The organism is Streptomyces cinnabarinus, assembly GCF_027270315.1.
Lineage (GTDB): Bacteria > Actinomycetota > Actinomycetes > Streptomycetales > Streptomycetaceae > Streptomyces > Streptomyces cinnabarinus.
Map to the genome: position 1 here is coordinate 4,349,759 of NZ_CP114413.1, position 18,736 is coordinate 4,368,494.

Consider the following 18,736-nt stretch of genomic DNA (forward strand, 5'->3'; position numbering starts at 1 on the left):
GCCGGGGCTGTCAGGTGCGGGGCAGTACGAACTCGCACCACACCGCCTTGCCGCCGCCCGGTGTTCTGCGAGAGCCCCAGTTCGAGGCGATGGTCGCGACGATGGCGATGCCCCGGCCCGATTCGTCGGCCGGGTCGGCCCGGCGCATGCGGGGCAGGTGCTCGTCGCCGTCGGTGACCTCCACGATGAGGCGGCGGTCGGTACGGCGCAGTCGTAGGCGCATGGGCGGGGTGCCGTGCTGGAGGCTGTTGGCGACCAGTTCGCTGGCCGCGAGGACACCCAGGTCGTGCAGGTCCGTCGGGAAGCGCCAGCTCGTCAGGACCCCGGAGGCGAACGCCCGCGCGCGTGGGGCCGCCTCCACGCCGCCGAGGAGCTCCAGGGCGGCGTTGCGGAACAGTTCGGCGTCGGAGCCGGTGCGGGCCGGGTGCTGGAGGACCAGGACGGCGACGTCGTCGTCGTGGTCCGCCGTGACGCCCGCCGAGCGGACCAGGCGGTCGCAGACGACCTGGGGTGTGCCCGTGGCGCCCGCCAGGGCGCGCTCCAGGGACGCGATGCCCTCGTCCAGGTCCTCGTCCCGGCGCTCGACCAGACCGTCCGTGTAGAGCACCGCCGTGGAGCCGGGGCTGAGCGGGATCGAGCCGGACGCGTGCATCCAGCCGCCCGTGCCGAGCGGCGGCCCCGTCGGCTCGTCGGCGCGCAGCACGGTGCCGCTCTCGTCGCGGACCAGGATCGGCAGGTGCCCGGCGGAGGCGTACACCAGCCGCCCCTCGTTCGGGTCGTGGACGGCGTAGACGCAGGTGGCGATCTGGTTGGCGTCGATCTCCGTGGCGAGGCCGTCCAGCAGTTGCAGTACCTCGTGCGGCGGGAGGTCCAGGCGGGCGTAGGCGCGGACCGCCGTGCGGAGTTGGCCCATGACCGCCGCCGCGCGGACTCCCCGGCCCATCACATCGCCGATCACCAGTGCCGTACGGCCGCCGCCGAGGGTGATGACGTCGTACCAGTCGCCGCCGACCGCGGCTTCCGTGCCGCCCGGCTGGTAGGTCGCGGCGATGCGCAGGTCGTCGGGCTGTTCGAGTTCCTGGGGGAGCAGGGATCTCTGGAGGGTGACCGCGGTCTCGCGTTGGCGGCGTTCGCTGGCGCGCAGCCGCTCGGCGGCCTCGGCGTGGTCGGTGACGTCGGTGGCGAAGACCAGGACGCCCTTCTCGCCGTCGGCGACCGGGGTGCAGGTGAAGGTGTAGGAGCGGCCGTCGGGGGCCTTGCGGGACTTGACCGTGCGGGGCTTGCCGCTGCGCAGGACCTGGTCGAGGAGTGGGAGCAGGCCCAGTTCGTCCAGTTCCGGCAGGGCCTCGCGGGCCGGTTCGCCGAGCGTGCGGTCGCCGAAGGCGGTGGCGTAGGCGTCGTTGACGTAGGCGAGGCGGTGGTCGGTGCCGTGGACCAGGGCGACGAGCGCCGGTACGCGGTCGAGGACTTCGCGTACGGGGAGGTCGTCGAGGGCGGGGACGGGCGGGGGCTCGTCGGTGAGCTGTTCGGCTCTGGCCGCGGGGACGGAGCCCGCGCTCTCCCCGCGCCGCTCGGCGGTGACCGCGTGGTCGGTCCGCGCTGCGGCGCGGCGCTGCGTTCCGGGGAGCCGGGCGCTCCAACGCGTGAAGTTCACGAATCCTTGCCTCGTGTCGTCGTCTTCGGCCAGCTCCGGACCCCGGCCGGGGGTCTGGGGGGTGGCTCCCCGGGGATGCAGCACTGTGGGGACGGTCTCGTGGGAGTAGGTAGGGCGGGCGGCTGCCCGTCCAGGGTCGGGGGTCAGTCTGGCAGTGTGGCGGACCGCGCCGACATCCGTCAGACGCCCGCCGGCTCGGTGGAGTTCCTCGGTCCGGTCAGGACGACCCCTTCGGGTCGTTGCCGGTGTCCTGAGGAGGCTTTCCACCGGCCGCGAGTTCGAACTCCGCTCGGGGGTGTTCGAGTGAACCGAGGGAGACGATCTCCCTCTTGAAGAGCCCCGACAGCGTCCACTCGGCCAGGACGCGCGCCTTGCGGTTGAAGGTGGGCACCCTGCTGAGGTGGTAGACGCGGTGCATGAACCAGGCAGGGTAGCCCTTCAGCTTGCGTCCGTAGACGTGTGCGACGCCCTTGTGCAGGCCGAGGGAGGCCACCGAGCCGACGTATTTGTGCGCGTACGTCTGGAGCGGCTCGCCGCGCAGGGAGTGCGCGATGTTGTCGCCGAGGACCCTGGCCTGGCGCAGCGCGTGCTGGGCGTTGGGGGCGGTCTCGGCGTCGGGCCGTTCGGCGGTGACGTCGGGGACCGCTGCGGCGTCGCCCGCCGCCCACGCGTGCGTGGCGCCCTCGATGCTCAGCTCTGCGGTGCATTTCAGCCGTCCGCGCCCGGTGCGCGGGAGGTCGGTGGCGGCGACGAGGGGGTGGGGTTTCACGCCGGCCGTCCACACGACCGTGCGGGTGGGGAAGCGGGCGCCGTCGCTGAGCACCGCGACGCGGTCGGCGCAGGATTCCAGCCGGGTCTGCAGGCGTACGTCGATGTTGCGGCGGCGCAGTTCGGTGACGGTGTAGCGGCCCATCTCCGCGCCGACCTCGGGGAGGATGCGGTCGGATGCCTCGACGAGGATCCACTTCATATCCTCGGGGCGGACGTTGTGGTAGTACCGCGCGGCGTAGCGGGCCATGTCCTCCAGTTCGGCGAGCGCCTCGACACCCGCGTAGCCGCCGCCGACGAAGACGAAGGTGAGGGCCGCGTCGCGGATGGCGGGGTCGCGGGTGGAGGAGGCGATGTCCATCTGCTCGATGACGTGGTTGCGCAGTCCGATGGCCTCTTCGACCGTCTTGAATCCGATGGCGTGCTCGGCGAGTCCGGGGATCGGGAGCGTGCGGGAGACCGAGCCGGGGGCGAGGACGAGTTCGTCGTAGGAGAGCTGTTGGCCGCCGGTGCCCTCCTCCTCGGTGGCGAGGGTGGTGAGGGTCGCGGTGCGCTTGGTGTGGTCGATGGAGCGGACCTCGCCGATGACGACGCGGCACAGGCCGAGGGTGCGGCGCAGCGGCACGACGACATGGCGGGGGGAGATCGAACCGGCCGCGGCTTCCGGAAGGAACGGCTGATAGGTCATGTACGGGTCGGGTGTGACTACTGTGACCTCGACTTCTCCCCGTTTGATTTCTGGTTTCAACTTTTTCTGCAGTCGCAGGGCCGTGTACATCCCGACGTAGCCGCCGCCGACAACGAGAATGCGCGCACGTTCCTTCACCATCCCATGACGCACCCAGCGCTTGAGTTTGTCCACAGCCTCAGCAATTTGTGTGACCGGAGGTCATCGGGCCGCCGGGTTGGCCGAATTACCGGAGTGCGGGGAAGGTCCGCAGGTCAACGGGTGTGCGCCGGGGGGTAGCAGGGGGTGCAATCAGGACTTATGCGGCCCGTACGCCGATCGGGGGGCGCTCCGTGCGGAACGTGCCCCTTCTGAATTGACTCCCTCTCAACTATGTTCGTGTGTCGACGGGGTGTAGGGGGATGCGCTCCTCGGGCTCAATGGGTTCGCGACGGGCGGGCCCGGGTCCGGGCATGTTCACCACGCTCCGGCTATCAATGACGGGGAGAGTCTCCGGGGGGAGACGTCATTACCGGGGGAACGCTTATGCATGTTCAGGACTCTCATTGGTCGTCCACGTCCGCCATCGCAGCCGGTGGCGGAGCGATGGGCGCGACGATGGGCGGAGCCATGAACGCGGCGGGGAACGGACGCGGGGACAGCTCGCGCACGACTCCGCTGCGGGTCGACGCACAGCGCAATCTGGAGCATGTGCTCCGCGCGGCGCGCGAGGTCTTCGGCGAGCTGGGATACGGCGCGCCCATGGAGGACGTGGCGCGGCGCGCGCGGGTCGGTGTCGGGACGGTGTACCGCCGCTTCCCGAGCAAGGACGTCCTGGTGCGCCGGATAGCCGAGGAGGAGACCTCCCGGCTGACCGAGCAGGCGCGGGCGGCGCTCGGGCAGGAGGACGAGCCGTGGTCGGCGCTCTCGCGCTTCCTGCGCACTTCGGTGGCGTCGGGTGCCGGGCGGCTGCTGCCGCCGCAGGTGCTGCGCGTCGGGGTCGCCGAGGAGCAGACCGAGGGCGCCGGGTTCGACGAGGCGCGGGTGCCGCAGCAGCGGATGCAGCCGGGCGCGGGCGAACTGCGGCTGGTGCCGGGCGAGACCACCCCGGCGGCCTCGGGTGCCGCGGACGACGACGCCGGGGCCTCGGCGCTGTTGGACGTCGTGGGACAGCTGGTCGAGCGGGCGCGGGCGGCGGGTGAGCTGCGGACCGACGTGTCGGTGGCGGACGTGCTGCTGGTGATCGCCACGGCGGCACCCTCGCTGCCGGACGCGGCGCAGCAGGCGGCGGCCTCGGCGCGGCTGCTGGACATCCTGCTGGAGGGGCTTCGGTCACGGCCGTCGTGATGTGGTCGGCGCCGTGTTGACGGGTGGCTCGAAAGGGTGAGTTCGAGGCGTGGGGAGCCGTGTGCGATCCCGCCTCGGGAACCCTCGGCGGATGTTCCGGGAATTCCCGACATTCACCCCGACTGCCGCTTCACACACGTCACTTGCCCCTTCCCCGAACGGGTGATGGTCAGTACTGCTGCACGTCAAAACCGCTCGGACGAGTGGAAGGCGAGCATCGCCTGCTACTGACCAAAATTCGATATGGCACTCTGAACCGGTGTTCGGGACTGGTTGGGCTGGCGGCGGGGGCTTTCCGCGATGAGCGTTGACGGGCGCGACGGGTCACTCGATGACGGTGACGCGGAGGGCGGCGGCCCGGCCTCGCCTCACGTACCGAGTCAGGGCGGGCGCGCGGACGTACCGCAGGGCGGCGATCCCACCGTGGCCGGTATCCCGGCGCAGGGCGGCGAACCCGTGGAGGGCAGCGTCCCCGCGCAGCGCGACCGGCGCGAGGACGGCGTGCTGCCCCCTCCCAGGGATCTGCCCCCGTCCGACGCCGACCTGATCGGGCGAATGCGCTCGGGCGACGATTCGGCCTACGAGGACTTGTACCGTCGGCATGCCGAATCGGTACGCCGCTACGCCCGTACCTGCTGCCGGGACGGCCACACCGCCGACGACCTCACCGCCGAGGTCTTCGCCCGGATGCTCCAGGCGGTGCGCGGCGGCTCGGGTCCCGAGTACGCCGTACGCGCCTATCTGCTGACGTCCGTGCGACGGGTCGCCGCCACCTGGACGAAGTCCGCGAAGCGGGAGCAACTGGTCGACGACTTCGCCCTGTTCGCCACCCAGGCGGCGCGAGGGTCGGAGGTGTCCGACGACACTGCATCCAATAGCTCCTTCGGAGCGGGCCTGGACCTGGGCGCGGACGTGCGCGCGATGCACGAGGCCGAGCAGTCGATGGCCATGCAGGCCTTCCGGTCGCTGCCGGAGCGCTGGCAGGCCGTGCTCTGGCACACCGAGGTCGAGGACGAGTCGCCGAGCGAGGTCGCCACGCTCTTCGGGCTCGACGCCAACGGCACGCGCGTGCTGGCCAGTCGCGCCCGAGAGGGCCTGAAGCAGGCCTACCTCCAGGCCCATGTCAGCGCCACCCTCGCCAGTGACGAGGAGTGCGCCCGCTACGCCGACCGGCTCGGCGCCTACGCGCGCGGCGGACTGCGTACCCGCGCGGAGCGGGGTCTGCGCAAGCACCTGGAGGAGTGCGCCAAGTGCCGGCTGGCCGCGGGCCAGATCAAGGAAGTCGCCAGCGGTATCCCCGCCGTGGTCCCGGTCGCGGTCATCGGCTGGTTCGGCGCCGCCGGGTACGCCAAGGCGGCCGCGCTCATCGCGGGCGGCACCGGAGCGGGCGCCGCGGGTGCGGCCGGCGCCGCCGCCGCGGCGGGCGGCTCCTCGGGCAGTGCCGGTGCCGGTGGTGGCGCGGCGGCCTCCGAGGGGCTCGGCGCACCAGTGAAGGCCGGTATCGCCGCCGGTGTGGTCGCGGTGGCCGCCGCCGCGGTGGCCCTCGCCCTGGTCGCCAACCAGGATCCGGCGCCGGAGCCGGACGCCAAGCCGCCGGTCTCCTCCCCCGCCCCCGTCGTCGAGGAGTCCCCGACCCCGAGGCCCCCGAAGAAGGAGCCGCAGCCGGCCCCGCCCGTCCTCGCCCCCGAGCCGACACCCACCCCGACGCCCACCCCCACGCCGAGCCCGACCCCCACCCCGAAGCCGAAGCCGACGCCCACTCCGAAGCCGACGCCGACCCCGGCTCCCACCCCGAAGCCGACCCCCACCCCGACACCGACGCCCCCGCCCGCTCCGGCCGACTACCAGTGGAACGAGCTGGCGTACGACGTCAACGGCGACGGCACCGGGCCCGAGATGCGGATCGGCGAGAGCAACTGGGTGTGGCAGCGCTACGGCGTGTCGATCGACGGCACGCGGTACGCCCACGGCGTGACCGTGCACGGCAAGTCCTCCGTCACCATCGACCTCAACCGGGAGTGCAGCACCTACCGGGCCCTGGTCGGCGTCGACGACATGAACCTGATGCTCGGCAAGTTCACCTTCTCGGTGTACGCCGACGGGGTACGGCTGTGGCGGTCCGGAATGATCAAGGGTGGTGACCCGGCGGTCCCCGTCTCGGTCGACCTCACCGGGCGCGAGACCGTACGGCTGGTGGTGGAGCCGCACAGCCACTTCGACGGTGTGCTCCTCGCGGACTGGGCCGAGTCGAAGTTCGCCTGCGCGTAGCGGTACCGGCGGGCCCTACGCCTGCCGGGCCCCGGCACCGGCTCCCAGCGCGCCCCGCTGCGGGGTGATCCCCGCGGGCACGGCACGCGCGCGTGCCGGAGTGCCGGTCCAGCAGGTGCCCCGGCGGGCCAGCAGCCGGGTGAGCCAGAGCTCCAGGGAGACCAGGTCGGCCAGGCCGTCCAGGGGAAGGGGCTCGCCCTCGGCGGCCGCGCGCAGGGCCTTGCGGACCACACGGGCCTCCACCAGCCCCGCCTGCGCCAGCAGGGGTGTGCCGAAGAGAGCCATCAGGTCGTTCGCCGCCACCCTCAGCCCGGTGCGGGCGGCCACGGCCGCGGGGGCATGGGTCGGGGCACCCCAGCCCGGCGGGAGGTCGGCCACGCCGGAGCCCTCCAGGACCGTACGCAGGATCGCCGCGCGGGCGCCGGGCTGGACGCGCAGGGCCTCGGGGAGCGCACGGCAGGCGCGGACGACCTGGTTGTCGAGGAACGGCGCGTGCAGGCGCTGGAAGCGGATCTCGGCGGCCTGTTCCAGGACGCGCAGGTCGGCCGCGTGCCGGGCGAGCGCGGCACGCGCGCGGTAGTCGCCGGGCCGCTGTCCCGGGCCGACCCCGGAGCGGCTGGTCGCCCCCTGCAGGCGAACCGATACTTCAGCGAGTGCCTCCCCCGTCAGCCAGCGCGCCGCCGGGCCGGGTCTGGCCCAGGTGAGCGCCGCCAGCGACGCTCCTACGGCACCTCCGGGTTCGTCGAACCGGCGCTGCAGCAGGCGCTCGGCCAGCGCCTCCAGGCCGGTGCGATAGGGCGTGCGCGCCAGCTTGCGCGCCGCCCCGTACACCCGCGCGGGGACCATCACCGAGCCGTCCGCCTTGGCGAGGGCCGCGACGGGACGGACCAGGTGCCGCCGCTTGCGGTCCATCAAGAGGTCGGTCAGCCGGGCCGGATGGGCGTCCAGGACCTGGCGGGCGCCGTAGCCGGTGAAGTGGTCCGCGCTGCCCGCCGCGAGCCGGGACCGGTGCCGCGCCGCCGTCACCAGGGACGGCCCGGGTTCGTCGGTGAGCGGGCCGTCCAGATCGGCGTACGGCAGGCTCTCCTCGCCGCCGGCCACCACGACGTGGTGCAGCCGCGGGTTGGCCGCCAGGGTGCCCGCCCGCTCCACCTCGGACTCCCGGCCGCCCACGGCGAGGTCGTTGAAGGTGACCGCCAGCAGCCGCTCCCCCGCGCCCGTGCCGTGGCCCAGCACCGTGCCCGGCATGCCCGGCAGGCCGGCGGCGAGCAGCGCGAGGGTGCCGGAGGCCGGGCCGCCGGAGAGGTCGGCGCCGATCCCGGGAACGGGCATCCCGCGCGCGGCACGCCGTTCGGCGGGGCCCATGCCGGGCACGGGCCCGGGGTCGATGCCGTCGCCGGGGACGTGCCGGGGTGCGGAGAGCCGGGCGCGTACCGCCTCCACCAGGGCGTCGCGTACGGCGTCCACCGCGCTGTCCGGGTCGGCGGGGGGTGCCGCGACCGCGAGGGAGGCGACCGGCTCGTACCCGGCGATCTCGCGGGCCCCGGCGCGCAGGATCAGCGCGTGCCCCGGCGGAATGCGCCGGACGCCGTCATAGGGGGTGGAGTCGTCCAGGGCCGCCGGGACGTCGGGGGCCGCGAGCAGGGCGGCCAGGTGCCCGAAGTCGAGGTTGGCCTCGATGAGGTCGGCGAGGGGCAGGGCGGCGGTCGCGTACGCGGTGCCGCCGGCCCAGGGGGTGTAGAACACCGGCCGGGCGCCCGCCAGATCGCCGCACACCATCACCCGGCGGCCGACCTGGACGACGGCCGTGTAGCTGCCGGGCCAGGCCGTCAGATGGCGAAGTGCCCCGCCGCGCGCGGCGAAGAGACCGACCCGCAGCTGCTCGTCGCTCGCCCCGCAGATGCCGAGGACGGCGATCCGGGTCTGGGCGTCGGCCTGCACCACGCGCACCTCGTCGGGGCGCCAGTCGCCGACCGCCCACAGCGGATCGGGGTCGCCCCACAGGAGTTGGGACCCGACCGGGTGCACGGTCTCGCCGTCGGGCCCGGTGGCCCCCGCGGAGCCGATCACGGCGGCTCCCGCGGCGGTGCTGCTCCATCCCACCAACCACCGCATCGACGCCTCCACAGGCTGTGGACCACCAGTGCACCGCACGAACCGGTTCACCATGCTGCCATGAAGGACGCGTGCCGGAGACGCGGTGACACCGCTTGAGATCCGCGAAATGCGCCCCCGCGGGCGCCCCCTTGGAGCCTCGACGCCTGCCCGACGGGGCGTCAACACCCGTGCAGGCCAAGGCGATCGCCCGGCCATGGCGACGCGAATGCGCCCCCGGTTCACTCCCCGAGAACGCCCTTCACGCCCTCAATTTCCATGGTGGGAGCGGTAATCACCCGGAAAAGGCGGGGTCGGTTTTCGGCCAAATCGGCGTGACGACGACAGGTTTGGCCACTCTCCGTACAGGCCGTGCGCACCACTCGGGGTGCGCGCAGTCCGGGAGGCGGGACTCGCCCCCCGGACCGTTCCGCCGCCCGCGGGGATGGAGGCGGCGGTGTCCCCCAGCCCACTGGATCCAGTACAGCGGGCCGACCCACGCACGATCCATGGAACCGCTCCCCCGATGGCCGGAGAAGAGCGCACGCACAGGCGCACGGCCACACAGCGGGGGCACGTTGCAACCGTCCGTACCTGAACCGCACTTCAGTACGGACCACAATCCCGCCATCCGGAAGAATGCCCCTTAACGCTTGGGATGCGGCGAACTACGCTGGGTTTACGAATGCCGCGTGGTTATGCCAGCGCGGCAGCCGTCTGTGTCGAGGGGTGGCGCATGTCCAGGGAGCAACGCGGGCCGAACGAAAAGCTCGGCGCCGTTCTCGCCCTCGCGGGAATCAGCAACGCAGGACTCGCGCGTCGCGTCAACGACCTTGGCGCTCAACGCGGGTTGACTCTTCGCTACGACAAGACGTCGGTGGCGCGCTGGGTGTCGAAGGGAATGGTGCCGCAGGGCGCGGCGCCGCACCTCATCGCCGCCGCCATCGGCCAGAAGCTCGGCCGCCCGGTGCCGCTCCACGAGATCGGCCTGGCGGACGCGGATCCCGCACCGGAGGTGGGCCTCGCCTTCCCCCGGGACGTCGGACAGGCGGTGCGCTCGGCGACCGAGCTGTACCGGCTCGACCTCGCAGGCCGGCGGGCCGGCTCGGGCGGCATCTGGCAGTCGCTGGCCGGGTCGTTCGCAGTGAGCGCATACGCAACGCCCGCCTCACGGTGGCTGATAACCCCGGCCGACAGCTCGGTCGCGCGCGAGGTGAACCCCGCCGAGGGTTCCGGCGCACCGGTCAAAGTCGGCCACAGCGATGTGCTGAAGCTGCGGGAGGCCGCCGAGGACGCCAGGCGCTGGGACTCCAAGTACGGAGGCGGCGACTGGCGTTCGTCCATGGTGCCCGAGTGTTTACGGGTGGAGGCGGCGCCGCTGCTGCTCGGCTCGTACTCCGACGAGGTGGGCCGGGCGCTGTTCGGCGCCAGCGCCGAACTGACCCGGCTGGCGGGCTGGATGGCCTTCGACACCGGTCAGCAGGAGGCCGCGCAGCGGTACTACATCCAGGCGCTGCGACTCGCCCGCGCGGCGGCGGACGTACCGCTGGGCGGGTATGTGCTGGCGTCCATGTCGTTGCAGGCGACGTACCGGGGCTTCGGTGACGAGGGCGTCGACCTCGCGCAGGCCGCCCTGGAGCGCAACCGTGGCCTGGCGACCGCCCGGACCATGAGCTTCTTCCGGCTCGTCGAGGCACGCGCGCACGCGCGCGCGGGTGACGCGCAGGCCGCGGGAGCGGCGCTGAAGGCCGCCGAGGGCTGGCTGGAGCGCTCCCGGGACGGCGACCACGACCCGTCCTGGCTCGGCTTCTACTCCTACGACCGCTTCTGCGCGGACGCCGCAGAGTGCTACCGCGACCTGAAGGCGCCGCGTCAGGTGCGCCGGTTCACGGAGCAGGCGCTGTCGAAGCCGACGGAGGAGTTCGTGCGCTCGCACGGGCTGCGGCTGGTCGTCTCGGCCGTCGCCGAGCTGGAGTCGGGCAACCTCGATGCGGCATGCGAGCAGGGCGTGCGGGCGGTGGAGGTGGCGGGGCGGATCTCGTCGGCGCGTACGACGGAGTACGTGAAGGATCTTCTGCACCGGCTGGAGCCGTACGGGGACGAGCCCCGGGTGGTGGAGCTGCGGGAGCGGGCCCGGCCGCTGCTGATGACGCCCGCGTGATGCCGCCCTGAGAGCGGGCTCCTGAGAGCGGACTCCTGAGGCCGGGCGGGGAACCGGCGCTTCCTGGTTTGAGGGCATTGTCAGTGGCGCAGTGCACTATCGAAGCCGGGAGGTGATGCGGGTGCGTTCCGTGGCGTACGACTGTGACGTGCTGGTGGTCGGCGGCGGGATCGTCGGTCTCTCCACCGCGTATGCGATCACGCGTGCCGCGCCGGGGACGCGGGTCACCGTGCTGGAGAAGGAGACCGGGCCCGCCCGGCACCAGACGGGGCGCAACAGCGGGGTGATCCACAGCGGGATCTACTACCGGCCCGGCTCGCTGAAGGCCCGGTACGCCGTGCGCGGGGCCGCCGAGATGGTGAAGTTCTGCGCCGAGTACGACATCGATCACGCCGTCACCGGGAAGCTGATCGTCGCCACCGAGCGGGCGGAGCTGCCCCGGCTGCACGCGCTGGTGCAGCGGGGGCGGGAGAACGGCATTCCGGTGCGGGAGCTGGGGGCCGCGCAGATCGCCGAGTACGAGCCGGAGGTGCGGGGGCTCGCCGCGATACATGTCGGGACCACCGGGATCTGTGACTTCGTGGGGGTCGCCCGGCGACTGGCCGAGGCCTCGGGGGCGGAGATCCGGTACGGGGCCGAGGTCGTACGGGTGGATCGGCGGCCGGAGCTGGGGGTCGCCGTGCGGACCGCGGGCGGGGACGTCGTGCGGGGCCGGGTGCTGGTGAACTGTGCCGGGCTCTACTGCGATGAGGTCGCCCGCCTGACCGGGGACGATCCGGGGATGCGGATCGTGCCCTTCCGTGGGGAGTACTACTCGCTTTCGCGGCCCGAGCTGGTGCGGGGGCTGGTGTATCCGGTGCCTGATCCGGCCTTCCCCTTCCTCGGGGTGCATCTGACCCGGGGGATCGACGGAGGGGTGCACCTCGGGCCCAACGCGGTGCCGGCGCTGGCCCGCGAGGGGTACGGGTGGGGGACCGTGCGGCCCCGGGAGCTGGCCTCGACGGTGGGGTGGCCGGGGGCGTGGGCGATCGCGCGGCGGCATTGGCGGTACGGGGCGGGGGAGCTGCGGCGGTCGGTGTCCAAGAGGGCGTTCACGGATGCCGTGCGCAGGCTGCTGCCGGCGGTGTCCGAGGCCGACCTGGTGCCCGCGGCGGCCGGGGTGCGGGCGCAGGCCGTCCTGCGGGACGGCACGCTGGTCGACGACTTCCTGATCCGGGAGGGGGCACGGGCGGTACACGTCCTGAACGCCCCGTCCCCGGCGGCGACGGCGTCGTTGCCGATCGGGAGAGAGGTGGCGCGGCGGGCGCTGGGGGCGTTGGCGCGCACCTGACCGATCGGCCCTGACGGGGCCTCGTCCTCGAACGGCGAGGAAGCCGATGCGGCAGCGGGCGGGGCTGTCCGCTCCCGTAAAATCGGATCCACTGTGTCTGACTCCCTCCCCACCTCAGCCCCCACCCCCGGCCACGAGCCCGGCGTGTCCGTTCGGCATACGCGGGCCAAGGGGGAGCCACGGTTCCCCGACGGGCCGAAGGCCGATCCGGCGGGGTCGCATTTCGAGCGGCGGATCCGGAGCTTCCAGCCGCGCCGGAGCCGGGTGACGGCCGGGCAGGCGGACGCGCTGCAGCGGCTGTGGCCCAAGTGGGGGATGGACATCGACGGGAGCGAGGTTCTCGACCTGCGGGAGTTCTTCGGCAACGACCGGCCCGTCGTGCTGGAGATCGGGTTCGGGATGGGCGAGGCCACCGCGCAGATGGCCGCCGGCGACCCGGAGACCAACATCCTCGCCGTCGACGTGCACACCCCGGGGCAGGGCAATCTGCTCAACCTCGCCGACCATCACGGCCTGTCCAACATCCGGGTCGCCAACGGCGACGCGATCATCCTGCTCCGCGAGATGCTCGCCCCGGACTCCCTCGACGGCCTCCGCGTCTACTTCCCGGACCCCTGGCCCAAGAAGCGGCACCACAAGCGGCGGCTGATCCAGCCGGAGTTCCTCAGCCTCGCCGCCACCCGGCTCAGGCCCGGCGCGGTGCTGCACTGCGCGACCGACTGGGAGCCGTACGCCGAGCAGATGCTCGAGGTCCTGACCGCGCACCCGGACTTCGAGAACACGCAGGCCGACGGCGGTTTTGCGCCGCGTCCCGAGTTCCGGCCGCTGACCCGTTTCGAAGGCCAGGGACTGGACAAGGGACATGTCGTGAACGACCTGCTCTTCCGTCGCGTACACCGAGACGAAACCCTCAACGGCGCCTGAGCCCACCGCGCTCCTCTGCGGGCTGCGCCCCTCCCTCGTTAGGGTCAATGCCGTGGCCACCGATCCAGTTCCCCCGTACCCGACGCACCCCACCGGCCCGCCCGGCGGCGCACTTCGGCACGCGCACTGGTGGCAGCGGAAGTGGGTGCGCTACGGCGCGCTGATCACCCTGCTCACGCTCTCCGGCCTGGTCATCCTCGCCCTGGTCCGCGAACAGACCGGCACCCAGGGCTTCCTGGTCGGGCTCGGCCTCGCCGTACTGCCGGTGCCGCTGCTCATAGCCGCCTTCCGGTGGCTGGACCGGGTGGAGCCGGGCCCCTGGCGAAACCTGCTCTTCGCCTTCGCCTGGGGCGCCTGCGCGGCGGCGCTGATAGCCATCGTCGCCAACAGCTTCGCGACCAGATGGATAGCCACGGCCACGGCGGATCCGTCCAGCGCGGACACCCTCGGGGCGACCGTGATAGCGCCGATCGTGGAGGAGTCCGCGAAGGCGGCCGCCGTTCTGCTCGTCTTCCTCTTCCGGCGCCGGGACTTCACCGGGCTCGTCGACGGGGTGGTCATAGCCGGGCTCACCGCCACCGGCTTCGCGTTCACCGAGAACATCCTCTACCTCGGTACCGCCTTCGGCACCGACCAGCTCACCGGCGACAGCGGCATCGCCTCCGTCACCGCCGCAACCTTCTTCGTGCGCATCGTGATGTCCCCGTTCGCGCACCCCCTGTTCACCGTCCTCACCGGCATCGGCTTCGGCATCGCCGCGCTCTCCGGCGACCGGCAGCGCTGGCGGCGGATCCTGCTGCCGCTGTCCGGGCTGCTGCTCGCGATGGGCATGCACGCGCTGTGGAACGGCTCCGCGTCCTTCGGCCCGTTCGGCTTCTTCGCCGTCTACGCGGCGATCATGGTGCCCGCCTTCGGCCTGCTGACCTGGCTCGTGATCTGGACCCGCCAGCGCGAACTGCGCACCGTGCGGGAGGAGCTGCCCGCCTACGCCGTGGCCGGCTGGCTCACCCCGGCCGAGCCCTTCGCGCTCGGCTCGATGCGGGCGCGGCGCATGGCCCGGCAGTACGCCCGCCGCACCGCGGGCGGACGGCGGGCGGCGCGGGAGGTGGCGCAGTACGAGGCGTACGCGACCTCGCTGGCGTTCCTGCGGCACCGGGGGCGCCGCGGCCGTGCGGGCGCCGACTTCGTCGTGCGGGAAGCGGAGCTGCTGCGGGAGCTGTGGCGGCGCCGGGAGGTGGCACGGCCGGCGCTCGACCACGCGGCGCGGGCGACGGCACCGCCCGTCCCGGTGGTGGCGGCGCCCTGGCCGATGTACGGGGCGTACGGATACCCGGCACAGCCGAGCGGCTACCAGCCCTATCCGGCGTACCCGGCCTACAACCCGTACCGCACGTAGCGCCTGCGGGCATGCGAAACCGGCAGCCCTGACGTCGGGGGGTCGTCGTCAGGACCGCCGGGGTTCACGCGGGGGCGTGGGTCAGATGTTGAGGCCCTTGTCGCGCAGCCACGCGAGCGGGTCGATGCCGGAGGAGGACCCCTCGGGGTGGACCTCCATGTGCAGGTGCGCGCCGGTCACGTTGCCGGTCGCGCCCACCCGGCCGATGATGTCGCCGGTGGTGACCTTCTGGCCGACGGAGACGCTGATCGAGGACTGGTGGGCGTACCAGATCTCGGTGCCGTCCTCCAGGGTGAGCACGGTCTTGTAGCCGTAGGAGCCGTCCCAGCCGGCGCTGGTGATCGTGCCGGTGTGGACCGCCTTCAGCAGGGTGCCCGTGGGAGCGGCGAAGTCGAGGCCCGTGTGGTACCCGGAGGACCACATCGAACCGGCCTGGCCGAAGGTCGAGGTGAGGGTGAACGACGAGGTCGGCAGCGTGTACTGCTTGGCCAGCGCGGCGAGGCGCTCGGCCTCGGCCTTCTTGCGGGCCTCCTCCTCGGCCTTCGCCTTGGCGGCGGCGGCCTTGGCCTTGGCTTCCTTCTCCGCCTCGGCGGCGGCTTCCGCGGCGGCCTTCTCGGCGGCTGCGGCGGCATCCGCGGCGGCCTTGGTGTCTACCTGGTCCTGCTGCTGCTCGGCCTGGGCCATGATCCGGGCGCGCAGCGCCTCACCGGCGTCGGCGGCGCCCTGCTCGGTGTCCATCGTGGTCATGCCGACGCTGCTGAGCGGGGAGGCCGCCGTCTCGGGCGTCTCCTCGTCCGCGGAGTGGTCGGAGATCAGCGGCAGGTCGGGCATGGTGATCGCGACCGGCGGCTTGCCGGACTGCGCGCTGGCCATACCGCCCGCGCCGACCGCGGCTATGACACCGACGCCGAGAACCGTGGAGCTGCGGGCGAGTCCGCCGCCGCCCTTCTTGGCGACGCGATGCTTGCCGCGCACCGGGCGAATGGATTCCGCAGTGGGGTTCCACTCTTCGAACGGGCCCTCGTCGCTGCGATAGCTGCCGTAGCCGAAAGTCTCGTCCCCGCGTTGGCTCGGCACGAACGGGGCAGGGCGGTTTGACGCCACGTGGGCGTGCTCCTTTCCTTCCTTCTCGCCTACCGGGTTAGCTGACGGGTTCGGAGCAGGAAGGTCTCCTACGCGCGTATATCCGACCGGTTTTGCCCGGTGGATTACGCCCGATTCACCCCAAGTTGGTGGTTCCCCGGTTCCCTTACGGGATTCGGCGCGTGCGCACGGAGCCGACTCTTGTGACGGCTGGGACGACCGCGCTGCGTTATCGAACGTTAATAGACCCGGGGTGCGGATTCCAAGCCGTTCCGCTTGATCATTAACGAATCCGGCCGGAACTTTAGGGTCATGAGGGGTTTAAATCGGGCGAGTTGACCAAGGTTCACCTGCCACACAGTTGTTGACGGTATGTCAGTTGTTATGCGGAGGGCTTCCGTCCGATCACCCCCGGTGACCATCGGGGTCATCGGTCAGGGCCGCCGTACGGCGAGCAGGGCCATGTCGTCCGTCATCCCGCCCCCGCAGTGCCGACGCGCCTCCTCGGCGAGGGTCCGGATCAGAGCGGCGGGCTCGTGGAAGGCGCGGCCGGAGAGCCGACGCTCGGGGTCGTAGAAGACGCCGTGCGCGTCGCGGGCCTCGGACAGGCCGTCGGTGTGCAGCAGCAGGGTGGCGCCGCGCGGGAAGGGCACCTCCTCGGCGCGGTCGGGCCAGTTGCCGAGGTCGCTCATGCCCAGCGGCAGGGCGGGCTCCCCGGCGGGCAGCGGGCGTACGGTGCGGTCCGCGTGGAGCAGCAGCGGGGGCGGATGGCCGCGGTTGACGATCCGTACGACGCCCTCGCCGTGCGGGAGTTCGGCCAGTACGGCGGTGGTGAATCCCTCATGGGCGTCGATCCCCTCGCGCCGTGTGCCCTCCCGGGTCAGCGCCCGCTCCAGGCGCCGTGCGACGCCCTCCAGGTCCGGCTCCTGCTCGGCCGCCTCCCGGAAGGCGCCGATGACCACGGCGACGGCCGCGACGGCGCCCATGCCCTTGCCGCGCACATCGCCGACGACGAGCCGGACGCCCCACGGGCTGTCCACCACCGCGTACAGATCACCGCCGATGAAGGCGTCGGCCTGGGCGGCCTCGTAGCGGGCGGCGATGTCGAAGCCGCCGATCCGTTCCACGGGTTGGGGCAGGACGGCGCGCTGCGTGGCCTCGGCGATCTCGCGCTGCGAGGCGAGCCGCAGATCGCCGCGGCGCACCACGCGGTTGAGCACGGCCGCCAGGACGGCGACGGTGACCACGGTGATCACCTCGGTGACGGTGTCCGCGTCCACGCCGAAGCCGAAGCGGACATGGACGGCGTAGGCGGCGATCAGGGCCCCGACGCCGGTGATGACGGTGCCGAGCAGCGAGAAGAGCGGGGCGGCGACGAGCGGGGCGGCGGTGAAGAAGGGGACCGCGGTGAAGTCACGGGGGGTGCTGAGGTCGTACAGGATGCCGCCCGCGATCAGGGCCGCCGGGATGATCCGTGCGAGGGTGCGGCCGGACGGGAAGCGCCGGGTCCCCTGTCTGACCGAAGCCCGCACTGCCCGCCTCCCGCCGCGTCGCCGTCCCTCCAGGGTTCCCGGAGCGGGGCCGCGGGGCGAACGGGGTGGGCCGAGTGGATGAGTGGGCCGACATGCACCGAGGGCCGGAACCCTTTCGGATTCCGGCCCTCGGCCTTCAGTAGCGGGGACAGGATTTGAACCTGCGACCTCTGGGTTATGAGCCCAGCGAGCTACCGAGCTGCTCCACCCCGCGTCGGTGAAACCAGTGTACGTCATCCGCAGGGCCCGAAGCACACCCGTTTCCTCAGGCCGCCGGGTTGCCCGCGTGAGTGAGGGTCTCCCAGGAGACGAAGAGGCCGTCGGTACCGGCCGGGCGGGTCTTCTCGGCGAGCCTGCGGGCGGCCGGGACGGAGGCGCCGCGCCGGTCCTCCAGATGGTTCAGCGCGACCTCCAGGTCGGGCCCCATGGTCCGCCGGACCTGGCCGCCGCACAGCCAGGCCGGGGCGGGCTCGCCGCTCTGGTGCCGGGCGTGCAGCTCCATCGCGGCCTTGAGCCGGTCCTCCGCCTCGCCGTACAGATCGACGCCCTGGTGCCAGGCGGTCTCGGCGATGTGCGCGGTGGCGGCGATCGCGTGGCCGACGTGCTCGAAGTTCCGGCAGGTCTCCTGGGTGACACCCGGCTTGTACGTCGTCTGCCGGAACCAGTACGCCGCCAGGCGCTGCGGGGTGTTCATGCTGGACCCGGCCGGGGTGAGCGGGAGGCGGCCGTCCTTGTCGAGGTAGAAGTAGGCGGGCACGCGGTCGCGGAAGCGGGCCAGGGCGTGGTCGAAGGTCTTGTGGTCGTCGAGGAAGACGGCGATGCCGATGGCCGCGTCGGTGGTGACGAGGTCCCGGGTGCCGTTGGCGTCCGGGACCTTCTTGGTGACCTGGGGCAGATGCGCGGTCCGCAGCATGGTCTCGAACCGGCGCACGCGCTCCGCGGGCCATCCGGCGCCGTCGCTGTGCCGGACGATCTCGGCGGCCCGCGCCCAGGTCGCCCCGGCCCACCCGGCCTGGAGCCCGGCGTTCTCCCCGCTGTGCCGCTTCAGCTTCGCCGACCAGGCGTCCATGATCTCCCTGGCCTTGACGGCGTGCGGCGCCTTCCCGGTGACGGTGAAGAGCAGGGCCTGGGTGTAGGCGGCGATGGCGTCCCGGCGCTCCTGCGCACACCCCTGCCCCGCCGTCCTCCCGGCGGGACAGCGCACCTCCTCGTACGGCTCGGCCCGGTACTTGTAGGCGCCGTACTCACTGTCCCGCATGTCGAGATACGCCTTCAGCCACGGCTGCCTGCCCGCGGTGACGTTCTCGCGCACGGCCTCCAGCTGGGCGGCGCCGACGAGCACACCGGGGTGGGTGAACTCGGCGTCGGACGGGAGGGCACGGGCCATAGTGCTGCTGCCGGCGCCCGTGGCTCCACAGGCGCTGAGGAGAAGACCGACCACCACGAACACGACGGCACGCGCACGAACAGACCTCATGCAGGCAGCGTGGCCCGGTGCGGGGGCGGGCGCAG

12 protein-coding genes, 1 tRNA gene and 1 riboswitch are annotated in these 18,736 nt (G+C 72.6%); of the genes, 6 read left to right on the forward strand and 7 right to left on the reverse strand.

Annotated elements, in window-relative coordinates; genetic code table 11:
* Positions 1-10 precede the first annotated feature (10 nt).
* Both STRCI_RS19560 and STRCI_RS19565 read right to left on the reverse strand, forming a co-directional pair.
* Positions 11-1,654 (reverse strand): ATP-binding SpoIIE family protein phosphatase, encoded by a 1,644-nt coding sequence (locus STRCI_RS19560; RefSeq protein WP_269660254.1) that lies wholly within the window; start codon positions 1,652-1,654, stop codon positions 11-13.
* 217 nt (positions 1,655-1,871) lie between these two features.
* Positions 1,872-3,251, reverse strand: a complete 1,380-nt coding sequence (locus tag STRCI_RS19565) for an NAD(P)/FAD-dependent oxidoreductase (RefSeq protein WP_269660255.1) — start codon at positions 3,249-3,251, stop codon at positions 1,872-1,874.
* Between the two features lie 384 nt (positions 3,252-3,635).
* Between STRCI_RS19565 and STRCI_RS19570 the strand changes: the two genes are divergently transcribed.
* Complete coding sequence (locus tag STRCI_RS19570) at positions 3,636-4,436, forward strand: TetR/AcrR family transcriptional regulator (protein ID WP_269660256.1); 801 nt, start codon at positions 3,636-3,638, stop codon at positions 4,434-4,436.
* 300 nt (positions 4,437-4,736) lie between these two features.
* Positions 4,737-6,704, forward strand: coding sequence for a sigma-70 family RNA polymerase sigma factor (locus STRCI_RS19575; protein WP_269660257.1), 1,968 nt, complete (start codon positions 4,737-4,739; stop codon positions 6,702-6,704).
* A gap of 15 nt (positions 6,705-6,719) precedes the next feature.
* On the opposite strand, the gene STRCI_RS19580 is transcribed toward STRCI_RS19575, so the two are convergent.
* Positions 6,720-8,819 (reverse strand): asparagine synthase-related protein, encoded by a 2,100-nt coding sequence (locus STRCI_RS19580; RefSeq protein WP_269660258.1) that lies wholly within the window; start codon positions 8,817-8,819, stop codon positions 6,720-6,722.
* 715 nt (positions 8,820-9,534) lie between these two features.
* Between STRCI_RS19580 and STRCI_RS19585 the strand changes: the two genes are divergently transcribed.
* From STRCI_RS19585 to STRCI_RS19600, 4 genes are all read left to right on the forward strand, one after another.
* Positions 9,535-10,959: an NsdA family TPR-like regulatory protein gene (locus STRCI_RS19585; RefSeq protein WP_269660259.1), complete on the forward strand. Its 1,425-nt coding sequence runs from the start codon at positions 9,535-9,537 to the stop codon at positions 10,957-10,959.
* A 115-nt stretch (positions 10,960-11,074) separates the two neighbouring features.
* Positions 11,075-12,289 carry an L-2-hydroxyglutarate oxidase gene (gene lhgO, locus STRCI_RS19590; RefSeq protein WP_269660260.1) on the forward strand — a complete coding sequence of 405 codons (1,215 nt, stop codon included), beginning with the start codon at positions 11,075-11,077 and terminating at the stop codon, positions 12,287-12,289.
* Between the two features lie 144 nt (positions 12,290-12,433).
* Positions 12,434-13,213, forward strand: coding sequence for a tRNA (guanosine(46)-N7)-methyltransferase TrmB (trmB, locus tag STRCI_RS19595; protein WP_269660261.1), 780 nt, complete (start codon positions 12,434-12,436; stop codon positions 13,211-13,213).
* 52 nt (positions 13,214-13,265) lie between these two features.
* Complete coding sequence (locus tag STRCI_RS19600; RefSeq protein WP_269660262.1) at positions 13,266-14,609, forward strand: PrsW family intramembrane metalloprotease; 1,344 nt, start codon at positions 13,266-13,268, stop codon at positions 14,607-14,609.
* Positions 14,610-14,690: 81 nt separating this feature from the next.
* Here the strand turns inward: STRCI_RS19600 and STRCI_RS19605 are convergent, their stop codons facing one another.
* From STRCI_RS19605 to STRCI_RS19620, 4 genes are all read right to left on the reverse strand, one after another.
* Positions 14,691-15,713, reverse strand: coding sequence for a M23 family metallopeptidase (locus STRCI_RS19605; RefSeq protein ID WP_269660263.1), 1,023 nt, complete (start codon positions 15,711-15,713; stop codon positions 14,691-14,693).
* Positions 15,714-15,724: 11 nt separating this feature from the next.
* Positions 15,725-15,883: riboswitch (cyclic di-AMP (ydaO/yuaA leader) on the reverse strand.
* A 243-nt stretch (positions 15,884-16,126) separates the two neighbouring features.
* Complete coding sequence (locus STRCI_RS19610; protein ID WP_269660264.1) at positions 16,127-17,224, reverse strand: PP2C family protein-serine/threonine phosphatase; 1,098 nt, start codon at positions 17,222-17,224, stop codon at positions 16,127-16,129.
* A 140-nt stretch (positions 17,225-17,364) separates the two neighbouring features.
* Positions 17,365-17,438 (reverse strand) — tRNA-Met (locus tag STRCI_RS19615).
* 51 nt (positions 17,439-17,489) lie between these two features.
* A complete protein-coding gene (locus STRCI_RS19620; RefSeq protein WP_269664589.1) occupies positions 17,490-18,611 on the reverse strand; it encodes an alginate lyase family protein in 1,122 nt (373 codons plus the stop codon).
* Between the last annotated feature and the right edge of the window lie 125 nt (positions 18,612-18,736).

What these genes read in the sequence shown, in the direction of transcription:
- lhgO (WP_269660260.1), top strand. Translation starts at nt 11,075, where the DNA reads ATGCGGGTGCGTTCCGTGGCGTACGACTGTGACGTGCTGGTGGTCGGC.
- STRCI_RS19620 (WP_269664589.1), bottom strand. Translation starts at nt 18,611, where the DNA reads ATGGCCCGTGCCCTCCCGTCCGACGCCGAGTTCACCCACCCCGGTGTG.
- STRCI_RS19585 (WP_269660259.1), top strand. Translation starts at nt 9,535, where the DNA reads ATGTCCAGGGAGCAACGCGGGCCGAACGAAAAGCTCGGCGCCGTTCTC.
- STRCI_RS19565 (WP_269660255.1), bottom strand. Translation starts at nt 3,251, where the DNA reads ATGGTGAAGGAACGTGCGCGCATTCTCGTTGTCGGCGGCGGCTACGTC.
- STRCI_RS19580 (WP_269660258.1), bottom strand. Translation starts at nt 8,819, where the DNA reads ATGCGGTGGTTGGTGGGATGGAGCAGCACCGCCGCGGGAGCCGCCGTG.
- STRCI_RS19575 (WP_269660257.1), top strand. Translation starts at nt 4,737, where the DNA reads ATGAGCGTTGACGGGCGCGACGGGTCACTCGATGACGGTGACGCGGAG.
- STRCI_RS19570 (WP_269660256.1), top strand. Translation starts at nt 3,636, where the DNA reads ATGCATGTTCAGGACTCTCATTGGTCGTCCACGTCCGCCATCGCAGCC.